Annotated in this window: 16 protein-coding genes and 1 rRNA gene (1 of these 17 running past the window's edge); 6 read left to right on the forward strand and 11 right to left on the reverse strand. The window is 60.7% G+C overall.

Annotated features, from left to right (window positions below; genetic code table 11):
• Nucleotides 1-24 precede the first annotated feature (24 nt).
• Entirely contained in the window at nt 25-900 is an 876-nt protein-coding gene (locus tag CXQ82_RS09735; RefSeq protein WP_101268287.1) for an alpha/beta fold hydrolase, read from the reverse strand.
• A gap of 232 nt (nt 901-1,132) precedes the next feature.
• Entirely contained in the window at nt 1,133-1,582 is a 450-nt protein-coding gene (soxR, locus tag CXQ82_RS09740; RefSeq protein WP_101268289.1) for a redox-sensitive transcriptional activator SoxR, read from the reverse strand.
• 101 nt (nt 1,583-1,683) lie between these two features.
• Between soxR and CXQ82_RS09745 the strand changes: the two genes are divergently transcribed.
• Entirely contained in the window at nt 1,684-2,049 is a 366-nt protein-coding gene (locus CXQ82_RS09745) for an antibiotic biosynthesis monooxygenase (RefSeq protein ID WP_101268291.1), read from the forward strand.
• Here CXQ82_RS09745 and CXQ82_RS09750 read toward each other — a convergent pair.
• The 4 genes from CXQ82_RS09750 to msuE form a co-directional block, all read right to left on the reverse strand.
• The gene (locus CXQ82_RS09750) at nt 2,038-3,141 is read right to left on the reverse strand and encodes a sigma-54-dependent Fis family transcriptional regulator (RefSeq protein ID WP_101268293.1); all 1,104 of its coding nucleotides are present in this window, start codon (nt 3,139-3,141) and stop codon (nt 2,038-2,040) included. The two genes, CXQ82_RS09745 and CXQ82_RS09750, sit on opposite strands and share 12 nt — an antisense overlap.
• A gap of 12 nt (nt 3,142-3,153) precedes the next feature.
• The gene (locus CXQ82_RS09755) at nt 3,154-4,341 is read right to left on the reverse strand and encodes an acyl-CoA dehydrogenase family protein (RefSeq protein ID WP_101268295.1); all 1,188 of its coding nucleotides are present in this window, start codon (nt 4,339-4,341) and stop codon (nt 3,154-3,156) included.
• A gap of 149 nt (nt 4,342-4,490) precedes the next feature.
• Nucleotides 4,491-5,633 carry an FMNH2-dependent alkanesulfonate monooxygenase gene (gene ssuD / locus CXQ82_RS09760; protein WP_101268297.1) on the reverse strand — a complete coding sequence of 381 codons (1,143 nt, stop codon included), beginning with the start codon at nt 5,631-5,633 and terminating at the stop codon, nt 4,491-4,493.
• A 9-nt stretch (nt 5,634-5,642) separates the two neighbouring features.
• Complete coding sequence (gene msuE / locus CXQ82_RS09765; RefSeq protein WP_101273754.1) at nt 5,643-6,206, reverse strand: FMN reductase; 564 nt, start codon at nt 6,204-6,206, stop codon at nt 5,643-5,645.
• Nucleotides 6,207-6,605: 399 nt separating this feature from the next.
• Between msuE and CXQ82_RS09770 the strand changes: the two genes are divergently transcribed.
• From CXQ82_RS09770 to CXQ82_RS09780, 3 genes are all read left to right on the forward strand, one after another.
• A complete protein-coding gene (locus CXQ82_RS09770; protein WP_101268299.1) occupies nt 6,606-6,875 on the forward strand; it encodes a hypothetical protein in 270 nt (89 codons plus the stop codon).
• 233 nt (nt 6,876-7,108) lie between these two features.
• A complete protein-coding gene (locus CXQ82_RS09775) occupies nt 7,109-8,272 on the forward strand; it encodes a cysteine desulfurase family protein (RefSeq protein ID WP_101268301.1) in 1,164 nt (387 codons plus the stop codon).
• A 28-nt stretch (nt 8,273-8,300) separates the two neighbouring features.
• On the forward strand, nt 8,301-10,109 hold the full coding sequence (locus tag CXQ82_RS09780) for an aminopeptidase P family protein (RefSeq protein WP_101268303.1): 1,809 nt from the start codon (nt 8,301-8,303) through the stop codon (nt 10,107-10,109).
• Here the strand turns inward: CXQ82_RS09780 and CXQ82_RS09785 are convergent.
• The gene (locus CXQ82_RS09785) at nt 10,102-11,010 is read right to left on the reverse strand and encodes a LysR family transcriptional regulator (protein WP_101268305.1); all 909 of its coding nucleotides are present in this window, start codon (nt 11,008-11,010) and stop codon (nt 10,102-10,104) included. The two genes, CXQ82_RS09780 and CXQ82_RS09785, sit on opposite strands and share 8 nt — an antisense overlap.
• 115 nt (nt 11,011-11,125) lie before the next feature.
• Here CXQ82_RS09785 and CXQ82_RS09790 point away from each other — a divergent pair, with 115 nt between their 5' ends.
• A complete protein-coding gene (locus CXQ82_RS09790; protein ID WP_101268307.1) occupies nt 11,126-12,112 on the forward strand; it encodes a zinc-dependent alcohol dehydrogenase family protein in 987 nt (328 codons plus the stop codon).
• Here CXQ82_RS09790 and CXQ82_RS09795 read toward each other — a convergent pair.
• The 4 genes from CXQ82_RS09795 to rhtA all read right to left on the reverse strand — a co-directional run bounded on the left by CXQ82_RS09795 (nt 12,109) and on the right by rhtA (nt 14,917).
• Complete coding sequence (locus CXQ82_RS09795; RefSeq protein WP_101268309.1) at nt 12,109-12,699, reverse strand: 2-hydroxychromene-2-carboxylate isomerase; 591 nt, start codon at nt 12,697-12,699, stop codon at nt 12,109-12,111. The two genes, CXQ82_RS09790 and CXQ82_RS09795, sit on opposite strands and share 4 nt — an antisense overlap.
• 42 nt (nt 12,700-12,741) lie before the next feature.
• Nucleotides 12,742-13,473 (reverse strand): SDR family oxidoreductase, encoded by a 732-nt coding sequence (locus CXQ82_RS09800; RefSeq protein ID WP_101268312.1) that lies wholly within the window; start codon nt 13,471-13,473, stop codon nt 12,742-12,744.
• A 111-nt stretch (nt 13,474-13,584) separates the two neighbouring features.
• Entirely contained in the window at nt 13,585-13,866 is a 282-nt protein-coding gene (locus CXQ82_RS09805) for a hypothetical protein (protein ID WP_101268314.1), read from the reverse strand.
• Between the two features lie 163 nt (nt 13,867-14,029).
• On the reverse strand, nt 14,030-14,917 hold the full coding sequence (gene rhtA / locus CXQ82_RS09810) for a threonine/homoserine exporter RhtA (RefSeq protein ID WP_101268316.1): 888 nt from the start codon (nt 14,915-14,917) through the stop codon (nt 14,030-14,032).
• 698 nt (nt 14,918-15,615) lie between these two features.
• Between rhtA and CXQ82_RS09820 the strand changes: the two genes are divergently transcribed.
• Nucleotides 15,616-16,289: ribosomal RNA gene (locus CXQ82_RS09820) — 16S ribosomal RNA — on the forward strand; it runs 863 nt beyond the window's last position.

Consider the following 16,289-nt stretch of genomic DNA (forward strand, 5'->3'; position numbering starts at 1 on the left):
GGGGTGGTTAGGTTAAGCGCGCGCTCAGCGAAGGAAGGTCAGGACTTCGCCCAGCAGCAGCTCGGGAGCCTCTTCGGCTATGTAATGGCCGGCCGGCAGGGCCTTGCCGCGTACCTCGGTGGCGACTTTCTGCCACTCCTTGAGCGGTTCGAAACAGCGACCGACGGTGCCTTCGGCGCCCCACATCACTAGCAGCGGCAGGTTCAGGTGATTACCGGCGTCGATGTCGGCTTGGTCGTGTTCAAGGTCGATCCCGGCGGCAGCACGGTAGTCCTCGCAAATCCCGGTGGCCGCGCCCGGCAGTTTCAGGCAGCGCAGGTATTCGGCGAAGGCCTCATCGGTAAACGGCTTGAGCCCGGCACTGCGGCTGCCCATCACGCTGCGCAGGTACAGCTCGGGGTTGCCCTCGATCAAGGCTTCCGGCAGCGGCGCCGGGCGGATCAGGAAAAACCAGTGCCAATAGGCGCGGGCGAAGGCCTCGTCGGTTTGCGCATACATCGACAGGGTCGGCGCGATATCCAGCAACACCATGCGCTGCACGGCCTGCGGGTGGTCCAGAGCCAGGCGGTGAGCCACGCGGGCGCCGCGGTCGTGGGCGAGTACCGAGAACTGTTCGAAGCCCAGGGCCTTCATCAGTTCGGCGCCGTCGCGGGCCATTTCGCGTTTTGAGTAGTTAGTGTGGTGCTCATTGGCCGGCGGCTTGCTGCTGTCGCCATACCCGCGCAGGTCGGCCGCCACCACGGTGAAATGCTCGGCCAACTGCTCGGCGACTTTGTGCCAGATGACATGGGTTTGCGGGTGCCCGTGCAACAGGAGCAGACCGGGACCCGTACCGCCTTTGCGGTAGCTGATGGTCACGCCGTTGACGTGACGCTGGTCTTTTTCGAATCCGGCGAACATGGAATGACTCCTTGTGATGATTGCCTGCATCCTGGAATCACACGGCGTTCGGGGCAAGGGGGAAAGCGTGGAGGGGTTGTTCATGAAGTGTGTAGGAGCCCCATCTTCCAGCCAATGAAGATCCAATGTGGGAGGGGGCTTGCCCCCGATTGCAGCGGGCCAGTTGCAGGTTTATTAACTGGCAAACCCTCATCGGGGGCAAGCCCCCTCCCACATTGATCGCATTCGCAGGTCAGGATTGTGGGGTGGGCTCCAACAACTGCGCGCCCGGCCCTTGCTCGCCGAGCTGATCATCCTGATTGCGCAACGGGCACGCCTCCAGCGACAGACACCCGCAACCAATGCACCCATTGAGCTTGTCGCGCAGCAGCAAGAGCTTATTGATGCGCTCATCCAGGTCCTCACGCCACAGCGCCGACAACCGTTCCCAATCCTGCGCGTTGGGCGTGCGCCCATCGGGCAGCGTCTGCAGCGCCTCGCCAATCGTCGCCAGCGGAATCCCCAGGCGTTGGGCGATCTTGATCACCACCACCCGGCGCAACACATCCCGTGGATAGCGCCGCTGGTTGCCGGCATTGCGATTGCTTTTGATCAGCCCCTTGCTTTCGTAAAAGTGCAGGGCCGTGACGGCCACGCCACTGCGGGCGGCCAGTTGGCCGACGGTGAGTTCCTTGGTGAGCATGCATAAACCCCAAAGCAGCGCTTGACCTTGACTTAACTAGAGGTTTTACCCTGCGTAGCCTCGGATCGCAAGATTCTGCCTACAGAGAAAGGGGAGTGTTCATGCAGGTATTAGAGAAGAGTCGCAGTTTCACTCAACTGATCGAGTTTCAGATCGAGCCACAGCAACAATTTGCCCTGGTGGCGGCCTTGTCCACCCAAAGCGAGCGCCTGGCCCAAGGCCATGGCGGCTTTATCAACGCGAGTGTGCAGGTCAGTGAAGATGGGCGCCGAGTGCTCAACTACCTGCAGTGGCAATCCCGCGAGGACGGTGAGGCGGCGTTCAAGTGTTTCGAGCACGGCGAAGAAGATTTCTGGACGCTGATCCGCGCCCACCAGGCCACGGCCGTGACCTTCGGTTCATTCCAAGTGCTGCGCAGTTTCGAGCGCAGCCATGACAACGCGCTGCACTGCCGCCTAAATGGATAAGTGCAGCATCCGCTCACCCTGCACGTTTTCCCCGGGGCGACGCTTGTTCACCGCCAGCTCGCCGATCTTGATCAGGCGGGTGCGCGTGACGTTGCGGCTCAAGCCCAGCAGGTTGGCGGTGTGCACCTGGTTGTAATGGCTGAAACGGTAGGCGGCGCGTAGCAGCGCGTCTTCAACCTTTTCATGCAGGGCGCCGGCCTGTTCTTCGAAGAGCTTTTGGAACGCGCGGGCAAGCAAGGCTTCGGCGCTGTTGTCGGTGCTGTGTTGGCTGTCGTCCTGGCGCTCGATGCGCATGTTCGACAGGCGCAGATCGTCGCGTTCGATCACGCCGTTGCGGCAGATCAGCAGGGTGTGGTGGATCACGTTTTCCAGCTCACGGATGTTGCCCGGCCAGCTGTAGCTTTTGAGTTTCTGCTCGGCTTCGCGGCTGATGGTAATCGGGCCGTAGCCCAGGCGCTGGCTATAGGCTTCGATGAAGTGCCGGGTCAGCGGCAGGATATCGCCGGGGCGCTCGCGCAACGGGCTGAGCTCCAGGCTGACCACGTCGAGGCGGTAGTAAAGGTCTTCGCGGAAATGCCCGGCGTTGATGGCTTTTTCCAGTTGCACGTTGGTCGCGGCGAGTACGCGCACGTCAATCGGAATGCTCTTACGCGAACCCAGGCGTACTACTTCACGCTCCTGTAGGACGCGCAACAGCTTCACTTGAATGGCCATCGGCAAGTCGCCGATTTCATCGAGGAACAAGGTGCCGCCGTCGGCCTCTTCGAACCAGCCGGCCTTGGCGCTGAGGGCGCCGGTGAACGCGCCTTTTTCATGGCCGAACAACTCGGCTTCCACCAGGGATTCGGAGAACGCGCCGCAGTTCACTGCCACAAAGGGCCGGTTACGTCGCGCGCTGAGGTTATGGATGTGGCGCGCCACCAGCTCTTTACCGGTACCGGTCTCGCCGATGATCAGCACGCTGGCTTCGCTGGGCGCCACTTGCTGGATATGGTCGAGCAGCGCCTGGGATTTCGGGTCTTCGAAGACCTGGGCGGTGGCGCGGATCGAGGTCGCAAGGGCGGGCGAGGGCGGTAGGGTTAGCAGCTGCATGGGCACCTCTTTTTATGAATAGAACGTCGGAATCGGCAGGGACTGGTTCAATGCCCAGTCCCCCAGTTCGTGGAGTTTGTAGTCCACCGGGTCGTGCAGGGTTTGCGTGCGCAGATTGCGCCAGTGGCGGTCCAGGCGCAGCGAAGCATGGGTGGAGCGCGCGCCGGTGACTTCAAACAGGCGGCTGCACAAGTCCAGGCCTTGGCGGGTGGCGGCGACCTTGGCGGTGGCGATGGCAATGGCCAGTTGGCCGCGTTCGTGTTCGCTGAGGCTGGGGCCTTTGGCCCAGGCCTGGTCGAGCAGCTCGGCGGCGCGTTCCACCAGCAGGCGCATGCCTTCCAGGGCAACCCAGAACTCGCCGTAGTGATGCAGCACGTAAGGGTCCTGGCGTACATCTTCGGCCGAGGACTTATGCCACGCACGGGTTTCGGTGAGGGTGTAGTTGCGCGCTTCTTCGAAGGCGCCTTCGGCAATGCCGAGAAACATGTGGGTGAAGGTCAACTGCGCGATCAGCGGGCGCAGGCAGGCGAACGGCGTGCTCAGCGGGCCCGGGTCGAGCAGCAATTCCGACTCCTCGACCCGCACCCGCTCGAAGCTGGCGCTGCCGCTGTCGGTCTGGCGCTGGCCGATATTGTTCCAATCGTTGTGCAAGGTGATGCCGCTGCGCCCGCTGGGAATCGCGGCGATCAGCAGCTTGCCGCCGGCGCTTTCGTCCACGGCCGAGGCGATCAGCATTTCCGAGTCGCTGGCGCCGGAGCAGAAGCTCTTTTTACCGGAGAATTCGCGCCAGCCGCCGAAGTCCTTGACCACGGTGCGCGTGTCCAGCGGGTTGAGGGCGTTGCCCCAGAACCAGTTTTTGCGCGCGGTCTGTTCGAACCAGGGCTGCCATTGGTCTGGGCGAGAAAACAGGCGCACGGTGGCGAGCATCAGGTGATGAAAGCCGAAGACATGGGCGATGGAGCTGTCGACCTTGGCGAATTCACGCACGATACCCAGGGTGTCGCTCCAGCGCGCGCCGAGGCCGCCGTACTGGGTGGGAATGCTCAGGGCCAGCAGGCCGCTCTGGCGCAGGGCGTCACGTTCGGCTTTTGGGGTGCCGCCACGCTCGTCGCGTTCGACGGCGCTGAGGGCGAATTCGGCGGCCAGCAGTTTGGCGGTCTGCAAGGGGGAGGGCAGGACGCTGTGGGGTTTGGCTGTCACGCGGTGTTCCTCAATGTCTATTTGGCAATGAAGGCTGAAGGTGGGAGCGGGCTTGCTCGCGAAGGCGTCAGTTCAGTCAATTGGCTTGTCGCCTGACACACCGCTTTCGCGAGCAAGCCCGCTCCCACATAAAGCCGGTCTCACTGCTCTCAGGCCTTTGTCGTCGGCAGTACATCGTTGGCAATCATTTCGCCGAACGGGCCGGTGAGGTTGGTGATGCCGCGCCCGGCAAGGCTGGCGTAGGGTTCCGGCAGCAGCGGGAACACCAGCTCGGCAAAGCGGTAGGCCTCTTCCAGGTGCGGGTAGCCGGAGAAGATGAAGCTCTCGATGCCGAGGTCCGCGTATTCCTTGATGCGTTCGGCCACTTGCTGCGGGTTGCCCACCAGCGCGGTGCCGGCGCCGCCACGTACCAGGCCGACGCCGGCCCACAGGTTGGGGGCGATTTCCAGGTTGTCGCGGCGGCCATCGTGCAAGGCCGCCATGCGGCGCTGGCCTTCGGAGTCAAACCGCGAGAAGGATTTTTGTGCGGCGGCGATGGTCTCGTCGCTGATGTGTTCGATCAGTTTGTCGGCGGCTTTCCAGGCGTCTTCTTCGGTTTCGCGCACGATCACATGCAGGCGGATGCCGAATTTCACGCTACGCCCGTGGCGCGCGGCGCGTTCGCGTACATCCGCGAGTTTTTCCGCGACCGCGGCCGGTGGCTCGCCCCAGGTCAGGTACACGTCCACCTGCTCGGCGGCGAGGTCGTGGGCGGCGTCGGAGGAACCGCCGAAGTACAGCGGTGGATAAGGTTTCTGTACCGGAGGGTAAAGCGCCTTGGCGTTCTGCACGCGTAGGTGCTTGCCTTCAAAATCTACCGATTCACCTTGCAATACGCGGCGCCAGATCTGTAGGAACTCGTCGGAGACTTCGTAGCGTTCGCTGTGGTCGAGGAAGCTGCCGTCGCCGCGGTTTTCGTCGGGGTCGCCGCCGGTCACCACGTTGATCAGCAAGCGGCCGTTGGACAGGCGATCCAGGGTGGCGGCCATCCGCGCGGAAACCGTCGGCGAAATAATCCCCGGGCGGATCGCCACCAGGTAGCGCAGGCGTTCGGTCAGCGGCACCAGTGCTGAGGCGATTACCCAGGAGTCTTCGCACGAGCGCCCGGTAGGAATCAACACGCCGTAGTAACCCAGGCTGTCAGCCGCCTGCGCGACTTGTTTCAGATAATTGAGGGTGACCGGCCGTGCACCTTGGGTGGTGCCCAGGTAATGACCGTCGCCATGTGTTGGCAGAAACCAGAAAACATCCATGACCAATCCTTAAGCGATTTTCAGCAGAGAGGGGGAGTGCGCGGCAAACAAAGGGGCCGCGCGTTCTGCCGCAAGGCGTATACGGCCCTTCAAGGGCTCACTGGTTATTTGGTAGTCGGTGAAGTCGGCCTCGGTGGCGTACACACCGATCGGCAGGGTCAGTGCCTGGAAGAAGCTGAACAGCGGGCGCAGTTGGTGATCGAGTACCAGCGCGTGGCGCTCACTGCCGCCAGTGGCTGCGAGTAGCACCGGGGTGTTGATCAGGGCATTCAGGCCTACCAGGTCGAACAGGTGCTTGAGCAGGCCCGGGTAGGAGCCGCGATAAACCGGCGCGGCGACAATCAGCAGGTCAGCCTGTTCGATGGCCAACAGTTGCGTTTCGACTTCGGCCGGTAATTCGTCGCGCGACAGCGCACCGCCCAATGGCCGGGCAATGTCGCCGAGTTCGATCAGGGTGGTCTGGATCGGCAGCAGGGTGGCCAGTTCGGCCAGCACGGCTTGGGTCAATACGAGGGTACGGGACGGGCGCCAGGTTCCGCCGGAGAGGGCAACGACATTCAGGGGACGGGTCATGAACAGTTCCTTTTTCAACAGTGGTGCATAGCAGGTGTGGTGCAGCGTGTTGAGCAAGAGCTGTACCAACGGCTACAAGCCTTGATTGGCAAGGGCTGCGGCGCACTGCTGAAAAAACCCGATGTTGTCTGACTGGTGTTTTGTTGAATGGCTGTTGCCGGGGCAACAGTTGCAGGGCGAACAGTGCCGGTCAGCCGAGAAGTCATTTATAGACAGTTACATTTATTCCGTAAATGAACGTATTTCCATATTTATAGATCATTAGGAAATATGCGGGTGCGGCTATCGAAGGTGCCTTGGCGGTTGATAGCAACTATCAGGGAGGGTGATTTTTCGCTGCGATCCGGCGGGAGTAGCCTGTGTTCATTGACTCGACACCACCTTCCCAGGGCTTTCACCATGAACCGATTCCTCGCTGTTTCCGTATTGCTTGTCACCGCTGTCTTAGCTGGTTGTGCGAACCATCCTTCGCCAGAATTACGCCCCTATACCGCCGAAGAAACCAAGCAGTTGGCGCTGGAAGCCCTGAGCCGTCGTGGCTTGTCGTTCGATGAATACCAACAGCAGCGCGCCGCACTGACTGGCCAGCCACAGAAGCCCTTTGGCTTTGATCGCCAGGGCGAAATGAATGCTGAACGCAGCGTGACCCTGCATGGCCGTCCCAGTTGAGCCTGCGCCCAGCGGCAAACAGCCCGAGGATTTCCTTAAGGAACCTCGGGCTTTTTGTTTTCCATGGGGCGACTTCAGCCTGTTAAGCTGAATTTCAGGAGCGTTCCTACGCACATTTACATAAAGTAGTTCTTCTTTAATGGCATTCGACCCGGTAAACCTGACGACCTCTGTTCCGGCTAATGCCCCTGAGACGCTGCTCTCGGGAACCTGCTCTGCGAGTCTTAATTGTCATGAATAAACGTCCGCTGTATTTCGACTACGCCGCCACCACCCCGGTGGACGAGCGAGTTATCCAGGCGATGGTCGAGTGCCTGGGTTTCAATGCTAACTTCGGCAACCCGGCGTCCAGCTCCCATGCGTTCGGCCAAGCGGCCCGGCACACGGTCGAGCAGGCGCGTCGCCAGGTAGCCGACCTGGTCGGTGCCAACCCTGAGCAAATTGTCTGGACGTCCGGCGCCACCGAATCCAACAACCTGGCCATCAAGGGCGTCGCGCAGGCGCGTGGCGTGGCGGGTGGGCATATCATCACCAGCCAGATCGAACACAAGGCCACGCTGGATACCGCACGGCAATTGCAGGAAGCCGGCGTGGCGGTGACCTACCTGGTGCCGGATGCGGATGGCCTGATCAGTGCGGACGCGGTGAGCGAAGCCTTGCGCGAGGACACCTTCCTGGTGTCGCTGATGCTGGTAAACAACGAGTTGGGCACCCTGAATGACATCCCCGCCATCGGCGCCCGTGTACGTGAACACGGCGCGTTGTTGCATGTGGATGCGGCGCAGGGCGCGGGCAAGGTGGTAATCGACCTGGCACAATGGCCGGTGGATTTGATGTCGTTTTCCGCGCACAAGCTGTATGGCCCCAAGGGCATTGGCGCGCTGTATGTCGGGCCACGGGCGCAGCAGAAGGTGCTGGCGCAGATCCATGGCGGTGGCCACGAAGGCGGCTTGCGCTCCGGCACCCTGGCCACCCACCAGATCGCGGGCATGGGCACGGCGTTCGCGTTGGCAGCCGAGTCGTTCAGCGCAGAGCAGGCCAAGATTGTCGCGTTGCGCCAGCGTTTGCTCGACCAGTTGCAAACGGTTGCCGGCGTGCGCCTCAATGGCAGCCCGAGCCAACGCATTGCGCATACCCTCAGCCTCACCTTTAGCGAGGGCGAGTTCAACGCTGCCGCGCTGAGTGCGGGTATCGCGTTTTCCGCGACGTCGGCGTGCAATTCGGCCAGTAACGCGCCTTCCCATGTGCTGCTTGCGTTGGGCCATGACGCGCGCAGCGCCGGCCGTACGATTCGCTTGAGCCTGGGCCGGTTTACCACCGAGCAGGACATCGACCAGGCCGTGCAGTTGATCAAGGCCGCACTCGCCAGCGCACCAGCGTTCTGGTCGAACCCATAATAATTATTCGTGGTTAGCAGGAGACACAATGAGTACGCAGCCTTTGACCCATGGAACGGTTCCCCAGCGCCTGGCGCACACCCGTGAACTGATGAGCCGCGAGGGCATTCACGCCCTGCTGGTGCCGTCGGCCGACCCGCACTTGTCCGAGTATTTGCCCGGTTACTGGCAGGGGCGCCAGTGGTTGTCGGGGTTCCACGGCTCGGTGGGGACGTTGATTGTCACGGCGGATTTCGCCGGTGTATGGGCGGACAGCCGCTACTGGGAACAGGCGACCAAGGAACTCAAGGGCAGCGGCATCGAGTTGGTCAAGCTGCAGCCCGGCCAACCCGGCCCACTGGAGTGGTTGGCCGAACAGACACCCGAAGGTGGCGTGGTGGCCGTCGATGGCGCGGTGATGGCCGTGGCCTCGGCGCGTACCCTGGGCGGCAAGCTTGCCGAACGCGGCGCGCGCCTGCGTACCGATATCGACCTGCTCAATGAGGTCTGGCAAGACCGCCCGGCGCTGCCGAACCAACCGATCTATCAACACCTGCCGCCGCAAGCCACGGTCAGCCGGGGCGAGAAGCTCGCCGCGCTGCGCGCCAGCCTGAAAGACAAGGGCGCCGACTGGCACTTTATCGCCACCCTGGATGACATCGCCTGGCTGTTCAACCTGCGCGGCGGCGACGTGTCGTTCAACCCGGTGTTTGTGTCCTTTGCGCTGATCAATCAACAGCAGGCCACCCTGTTTGTGGCGCTGAGCAAAGTCGATGCCGAGTTGCGCGCCGTGCTGGCGCAGGACGGCGTGACCCTGCGCGACTACAGTGAAGTGGCCGATGCATTGCGCGCGGTGCCGGCCGGTGCCAGCCTGCAGGTCGACCCGGCTCGCGTAACGGCGGGCTTGCTGGAAAACCTCGACGCCGGGGTCAAGCTGATCGAAGGGCTCAACCCGACGACCTTGGCCAAGTCGCGCAAAAGCCTGGCCGACGCGGAACATATCCGCCAGGCCATGGAGCAGGACGGCGCGGCGTTGTGCGAATTCTTCGCCTGGCTGGACACGGCGCTGGGGCGTGAGCGCATCACCGAGCTGACGATTGATGAACACCTGACCGCTGCGCGTACCCGCCGCCCGGGTTATGTGTCGCTGAGTTTCAACACCATTGCGGCCTACAACGCCAATGGGGCGATGCCGCATTACCACGCCACCGAAGAAGAACACGCGGTGATCGAAGGCGATGGCTTGCTGCTGATCGATTCGGGTGGCCAGTACCTGGGCGGCACCACGGATATCACGCGGATGGTGCCTATCGGCACCCCGAGTGAGGAACAGAAACGTGATTGCACGCGAGTGCTCAAGGGCGTGATTGCCTTGTCGCGCGCGCAGTTCCCCAAGGGCATTCTGTCGCCGTTGCTGGATTCGATTGCGCGCGCGCCGATCTGGGCCGAAGGCGTGGATTACGGCCACGGTACCGGGCACGGTGTAGGTTATTTCCTGAATGTGCACGAAGGCCCGCAAGTGATCGCCTACCAGGCTGTCGCTGCGCCGCAAACCGCCATGCAGCCGGGCATGATCACCTCGATTGAACCGGGCACCTATCGCCCGGGGCGTTGGGGTGTGCGCATCGAGAACCTGGTGTTGAACCGTGAGGCAGGAGAGACCGAGTTTGGTGAGTTCCTCAAGTTCGAAACGCTCACCTTGTGCCCGATCGACACCCGTTGCCTGGAGCCGTCGCTGCTGACGGCGGATGAGCGCGAGTGGTTCAACGCGTACCACGCGCAGGTGCGTGAACGCCTGAGCCCGTTGCTCAGTGGCGCAGGGCTTGAGTGGTTGCAGGTGCGCACCGCGGCTATTTGATCGGTTGCAGTTCAGGCGCCTGGGCCAGGGCGTCGGCGATGTAGTCGACGAATGCCTTGACCCGCGCCGACTGGCGACGGTTGGCGGCCGACACCGCATGGATCGGCAGTGACTGTGGGGTGTAATCCTGCAACAGCGCGACCACGCGGCCGGCTTGCAAGTCGTGGTAGAACAGCCACACGGGCGACAGCGCAATGCCGAGCCCGCTCAACACCATCTCCCGCACCGCTTCCGAGTTGTTGCTCTGGGCGTTGCCGGTGATGCGCACCGTCTGCCGCACCCCGTTCTTGTCGTAGGCCCACTGGTTCTGGCTGCTGAGCAGGTTGAACAGCAGGCAATTGTGCTGGGCCAGGTCCTGCGGGGTTTTCGGTGCAGGGTGCCGGGCCAAATAATCGGGGCTGGCCACGGTGACACGGTGGGTGGTGCCGATGCGGCGGGCAATCAAGCTGCTGTCGCGCAGCTCGCCGATACGTAGGGTCACGTCCAGGCCTTCGCTGAGCATATCCTGCAGTTGGTCGTTGAGTTGCAGGTCTACCTGGACGTCGGGGTAGCGCTGCAGGAAACCGCTCAGCCGCGCGGCGATCTGCTGGCGTCCGAAACTTACGGATGAGCCGATGCGCAGTGGGCCGGCGATGGTTTCTCGGCCGGTCTGGAAGCTGTGTTCGGCGGCATCCACGGCGGCGAGGATTTCGCGGCAATGGCTGTAGTACCGCTGGCCTTCATCGGTCAGTGAAAGCTGGCGCGTGCTGCGGGAAATCAGCTTGCCACCTAACTCGGTTTCCAGAGCGCGTAGTACCTTGCTGATGGTGGGTTGGGTGGTGTGCATTTCCCGGGCGACGGCGGAAAAACTGCCGCGTTCGATCACGCGAACGAAAATCGCCATTGCATTGAGTTTGTCCATGAGGCTGTCCGATTTATGCCGGATAGGCATGATCACTATAGCGTTTTGGCGTCTTATCGGCATGAATCTACACGTGGATGATGGCCTCACTCTTCACTGACGCGAGATCGCCAACATGACCGATATGCAGGCTCTGATTGTGGATGCCATAGACGCGCCGTTTCGACTGACGCTGATGCCCAAGCCGGTGCCCGGTGTCGGGCAAGTGCGGGTGAGGGTTCGGGCCAGCGGCCTGAACCCGCTGGATGGGAAAATTCGCGCCGGCCAGGCGGCCCATGCCAGGCAACCTCTGCCGGCGGTGCTCGGTATGGACCTGGCAGGTACTGTCGACGCGGTAGGCCCTGACGCCGGTGAGTGGCGAGTGGGCGATGAGGTGTATGCGTTGGCCACCGGGATCGGCGGTGTGCAGGGTTCGCTGGCCGAGTACGCGGTGGTCGATGCGCGTTTGCTGGCGAAAAAGCCCGAGACCTTGAACATGCATGAGGCCGCCGTGTTGCCATTGGTGCTGATCACTGCATGGGAGGGGCTGGTGGACCGCGCCCATGTAGGTTTAGGCCATAAAGTGTTGATCCAGGGTGGCGCGGGCGGTGTAGGGCATGTCGCGGTGCAGTTGGCAGTTGCCTATGGCGCCGAGGTGTATGCGACCGGGTCGGCCAGGCATCGAGCGATCATCGAAAGCCTCGGGGCGACCTTTATCGACTATCAACAGCAGACGGTCGAAGAGTACGTGGCCCAGTACACGGCGGGTGAGGGGTTCGACATTGTGTATGACACCGTCGGCGGGCAAACCCTGGATGCATCGTTCCGCGCCGCCAAGGTGTATCAGGGCCATGTAGTGAGTTGCCTGGGTTGGGGGCAACACAGCCTGGCGACGTTATCGTTTCGTGGGGCGACTTACTCTGGCGTATTCACGTTGTTGCCACTGCTCACCGGCAAGGGGTGTGAGCACCATGGGCAGATTCTTGCCGAGGCGGCGTGGTTGATTGATGCCGGTAAGCTTAAGCCCATCATGGATGGGCGGCGATTCGACCTGCAAACAGCAAACGCCGCTTACGATTTACTCATAAGCGGCGCGCAAGGGCGCTTGGCGATCGAGATCTAGCTCAAGGCTTCGCGCACAAATTCCAGACGGTCCTGACCAAAAAACAGCTGGTTGCCTACAAATAGGCTGGGGGCACCGAACACGCCGCGTTGAACCGCCTGTTCGGTATTGCTCTTGAGGGCGGCTTTTACGTTTTCGTCGTTGGCCAAGGCCAGGATTTGCTCTGGGTCAAACTGATGTTCGGTGAGCACGGCGGCTACCACGGCGGGGTCGCCCAAGTGGCGGCCCTCTGCCCAGAGCGCGCGAAACAGGCAATCCAGCAAGGCTGTGAAGCGTTCCGGCTGATGCAGTTGGACGCCGGTGATCGCACGCATCAGCACCAGGGTGTTGATCGGGAAGTGCGGGCTGAAAGTCAGCGCGACTTTGTAGCGCCGGGCGTAGCGCGCCAGGTCGTCAAACATGTAGCGACCTTTGGCCGGGATGGTGATCGGCGAGGCGTTGCCGGTGGCCTTGAACACGCCACCCAGCAGCATGGGCCGGTACACCAGCTGTGCGCCGGTTGCCGCGCACAGTGCGGGAAGTTGGGTGTACGCCAGGTAGGTGGCGGGGCTGCCGAGGTCAAAGAAGAATTCCAGGGTTTTACGCATGGTCGATGCTCGCTGCTTATTGTTTTTTTGGGCGGGACGCGCTTACCAGGGTTCATTCCAGGGGCGCAGGTCCAGCTCGAAAGTCCACGCATCGCGCGGCTGGCTGTGCAGGTACCAATAGTTCTCAGCGATGTGCTCGGGGTTGAGGATGCCGTCCTGATCTTTGAGGGCGTATTTTTGCGGGAAATTGTCGCGAATGAAGTCGGTATCGATGGCGCCGTCGACCACTACATGGGCCACGTGGATATTCATCGGGCCCAGTTCCCGCGCCATGCTTTGTGCCAGGGCGCGAATACCGTGCTTGGCGCCGGCGAAGGCGGCAAACCCGGCGGCGCCACGCAGGCCCGCGGTCGCGCCGGTGAACAGGATCGTGCCGCGATTGCGCGTGACCATGCGCTTGGCCACTTCACGCGCATTGAGGAAGCCGGAGAAGCACGCCATCTCCCATATCTTGAAATACTTGCGTGCAGTTTCTTCCAGGATGCTGCAGGGCACGTTGGCGCCGATGTTGAACACAAACGCTTCAATCGGACCCAGCTCGGTTTCAATCTGTTCGATCAGCGCGATCACGTCGTCTTCTTTACGCGCATCGCAGGCAAAGCCATGGGCTTCGCCGCCGGCTGAGCGGATGCTGTCGACCAGGGGCTGCAATTTGTCGGCGCTGCGGCGGGTGACACAAGCCACATAGCCTTCGCGGGCAAAGCGTTTGGCGATGGCGCCGCCGGTTGCATCACCGGCGCCCACTACCAATACGATTCTGTTGTTGTGCGTCATGGGAACTCCGTTGGCTCGAATCTCGAGCAGGAGTCTAGTCGCCGCGCCGTGAAGGGGCGGGTTTGTATCAGGAATTTAATATGAGCAGTCGCGAGTGGACTGCTCGGGCAATTATTTGCAGATGACGATCATGCTGCGGCTGGTGTAGCCGGCAGGGTTGAGGCCGAAGGGGTAGTCCCCTGGTTCCTCGGAATTGTCACCGGACTTGGCGATAACCCGGTAGCCCTTGGCGCCGCACGAATTGGTTGCGCTGGTGTAGCACTGGTCCCACGAGGAAGACAGCCCGGAACAGTTGATATGCAGCCCTTTTTTGCCCCGTTTTACTTCGGTCCTGGTGGTAGCGGCACAGCCAGCAATGGCCAGGACCATCAAAAGTATCAAAATTCGCTTCATTCCTATCCTTATAGCCGCTTCTTTATGCTTGAAGCTGGCTCTACTCGCTCTCGAGTGTAGCGTTCGCGCTGTCCTTGTCGAAATTCTCCATGAATGACATTCGTTTACGGCTTAAACATGGCCTAAATGAGCGGCAAATACCAGAGCTACATTCAAAGATGTTTCAATCTGCTGGAACCAGCGGCGCTGACTCCTTGCGCATCGTCACCGTCGCCCCAACCGACGCCAGGATGATGCAGGTAATGGCCAACCATTGCGCCAGCGACAGATGCTCTTGCAGAAACAGCAGCCCGGAAAGCGCGCCGAAAGCCGGCTCGATACTCATGAGGGTGCCGAAGGTGCGGGCAGGCAGACGAGTGAGGGCGACCATCTCCAGCGTGTAGGGCAGGGCGGTGGACAGAATCGCGACGCCGATCGCCACTGGAATCAAGGCGGGGCTCAACAAGGCGGCGCCTGCGTGGACGATGCCGATAGGCGCGACAAACAATGCGGCAATCATCACGCCGAGCGCTGCCGTTTGCACCCCGTTATCGTTCCCCGCCTTCTGCCCGTACAGGATGTAGAGCGCCCAGCAGACACCTGCCCCCAGTGCGTAGCCTGCGCCCAACAAGTCGATACCTGCGCTGGCTTCTCCCATGGGGATCAATAGAAGAAGGCCGACGACGGCGAGCGCAATCCACAAAAAGTCTACCGCTCGCCGCGAAGCGTAGATCGCTACGGCGAGCGGGCCGGTGAACTCCAGGGCCACTGCAATGCCCAGGGGAACGCTGCGCAAGGACATATAGAAGAGGAAGTTCATGCCGCCCAATGCCATCCCGTAGACGATCACGGTGCGCAGGGATTTGGCGGTCAGCTTGGCGCGCCACGGGCGCAATAGAAGCAGCATGATCACACTGGCGAAAATCAGGCGCAGGGCGGTCGTGCCTTGTGCGCCGACGACAGGGAACATGCTCTTGGCCAGCGAGGCGCCGGACTGGATGGAAGCCATGGCGATCAACAGCAGGCCGACAGGGAACAATGCCGAGGCCAGGCTGCGAGGGGTGGTGGTCATTTGGGGGTGTTCGTCCGAAGTCATATAAGGAAACAGAAGCCACTATGATGCTTAAGTGTTTCGCGTTGAGCAATATATTGCTCAATTATCCCTCTTTGACTGCTTATATAGAGCGGAGCCGGTGGTTTTTGGCTCTTTGATAGAAAAGATGAATTAAGGGTTGACGGCAGATTCTGGAAGCCTATAATTCGCCCCACTTCCGGCGCAGTCGGAACGGAAAACTCCTTGGTAAACAAGTAGTTATGCAGGATTCGACAGCGAGTTGCTTCAGTTCATCGAAGCCCAGAAGGAGTTGGTAGAGCGGTGTTGTTTGGCTCTATTAACGTTTCGATCTTCTCGGTCGAAAGCGGAGAAAAAGAGGTGTTGACAGCAGCGTGTAACGCTGTAGAATTCGCCTCCCGCTGACGAGAGATCGGAAGCGCAAGTGGTTGAAGTTGTTGAAGAATTCTTCGAAAGCTTCTGAAAATAATCACTTGACAGCAAATGAGGCTGCTGTAGAATGCGCGCCTCGGTTGAGACGAAAGATCTTAACCAACCGCTCTTTAACAACTGAATCAAGCAATTCGTGTGGGTGCTTGTGGAGTCAGACTGATAGTCAACAAGATTATCAGCATCACAAGTTACTCCGCGAGAAATCAAAGATGTAACCAACGATTGCTGAGCCAAGTTTAGGGTTTCTTAAAAACCCAAAGATGTTTGAACTGAAGAGTTTGATCATGGCTCAGATTGAACGCTGGCGGCAGGCCTAACACATGCAAGTCGAGCGGTAGAGAGAAGCTTGCTTCTCTTGAGAGCGGCGGACGGGTGAGTAATGCCTAGGAATCTGCCTGGTAGTGGGGGATAACGTTCGGAAACGGACGCTAATACCGCATACGTCCTACGGGAGAAAGCAGGGGACCTTCGGGCCTTGCGCTATCAGATGAGCCTAGGTCGGATTAGCTAGTTGGTGAGGTAATGGCTCACCAAGGCGACGATCCGTAACTGGTCTGAGAGGATGATCAGTCACACTGGAACTGAGACACGGTCCAGACTCCTACGGGAGGCAGCAGTGGGGAATATTGGACAATGGGCGAAAGCCTGATCCAGCCATGCCGCGTGTGTGAAGAAGGTCTTCGGATTGTAAAGCACTTTAAGTTGGGAGGAAGGGCAGTTACCTAATACGTGATTGTTTTGACGTTACCGACAGAATAAGCACCGGCTAACTCTGTGCCAGCAGCCGCGGTAATACAGAGGGTGCAAGCGTTAATCGGAATTACTGGGCGTAAAGCGCGCGTAGGTGGTTTGTTAAGTTGGATGTGAAATCCCCGGGCTCAACCTGGGAACTGCATTCAAAACTGACTGACTAGAGTATGGTAGAGGGTGGTGGAATTTC

It is taken from the genome of Pseudomonas sp. S09G 359, assembly GCF_002843605.1.
GTDB lineage: Bacteria > Pseudomonadota > Gammaproteobacteria > Pseudomonadales > Pseudomonadaceae > Aquipseudomonas.

Coding starts and splice junctions, on each gene's coding strand:
- CXQ82_RS09805 (WP_101268314.1), bottom strand. CDS start 13,866: ATGAAGCGAATTTTGATACTTTTGATGGTCCTGGCCATTGCTGGCTGT.
- ssuD (WP_101268297.1), bottom strand. CDS start 5,633: ATGGATGTTTTCTGGTTTCTGCCAACACATGGCGACGGTCATTACCTG.
- rhtA (WP_101268316.1), bottom strand. CDS start 14,917: ATGACCACCACCCCTCGCAGCCTGGCCTCGGCATTGTTCCCTGTCGGC.
- CXQ82_RS09800 (WP_101268312.1), bottom strand. CDS start 13,473: ATGACGCACAACAACAGAATCGTATTGGTAGTGGGCGCCGGTGATGCA.
- CXQ82_RS09790 (WP_101268307.1), top strand. CDS start 11,126: ATGACCGATATGCAGGCTCTGATTGTGGATGCCATAGACGCGCCGTTT.
- CXQ82_RS09770 (WP_101268299.1), top strand. CDS start 6,606: ATGAACCGATTCCTCGCTGTTTCCGTATTGCTTGTCACCGCTGTCTTA.
- CXQ82_RS09775 (WP_101268301.1), top strand. CDS start 7,109: ATGAATAAACGTCCGCTGTATTTCGACTACGCCGCCACCACCCCGGTG.
- CXQ82_RS09780 (WP_101268303.1), top strand. CDS start 8,301: ATGAGTACGCAGCCTTTGACCCATGGAACGGTTCCCCAGCGCCTGGCG.
- soxR (WP_101268289.1), bottom strand. CDS start 1,582: ATGCTCACCAAGGAACTCACCGTCGGCCAACTGGCCGCCCGCAGTGGC.
- CXQ82_RS09785 (WP_101268305.1), bottom strand. CDS start 11,010: ATGGACAAACTCAATGCAATGGCGATTTTCGTTCGCGTGATCGAACGC.
- msuE (WP_101273754.1), bottom strand. CDS start 6,206: ATGACCCGTCCCCTGAATGTCGTTGCCCTCTCCGGCGGAACCTGGCGC.
- CXQ82_RS09735 (WP_101268287.1), bottom strand. CDS start 900: ATGTTCGCCGGATTCGAAAAAGACCAGCGTCACGTCAACGGCGTGACC.
- CXQ82_RS09795 (WP_101268309.1), bottom strand. CDS start 12,699: ATGCGTAAAACCCTGGAATTCTTCTTTGACCTCGGCAGCCCCGCCACC.
- CXQ82_RS09750 (WP_101268293.1), bottom strand. CDS start 3,141: ATGCAGCTGCTAACCCTACCGCCCTCGCCCGCCCTTGCGACCTCGATC.
- CXQ82_RS09745 (WP_101268291.1), top strand. CDS start 1,684: ATGCAGGTATTAGAGAAGAGTCGCAGTTTCACTCAACTGATCGAGTTT.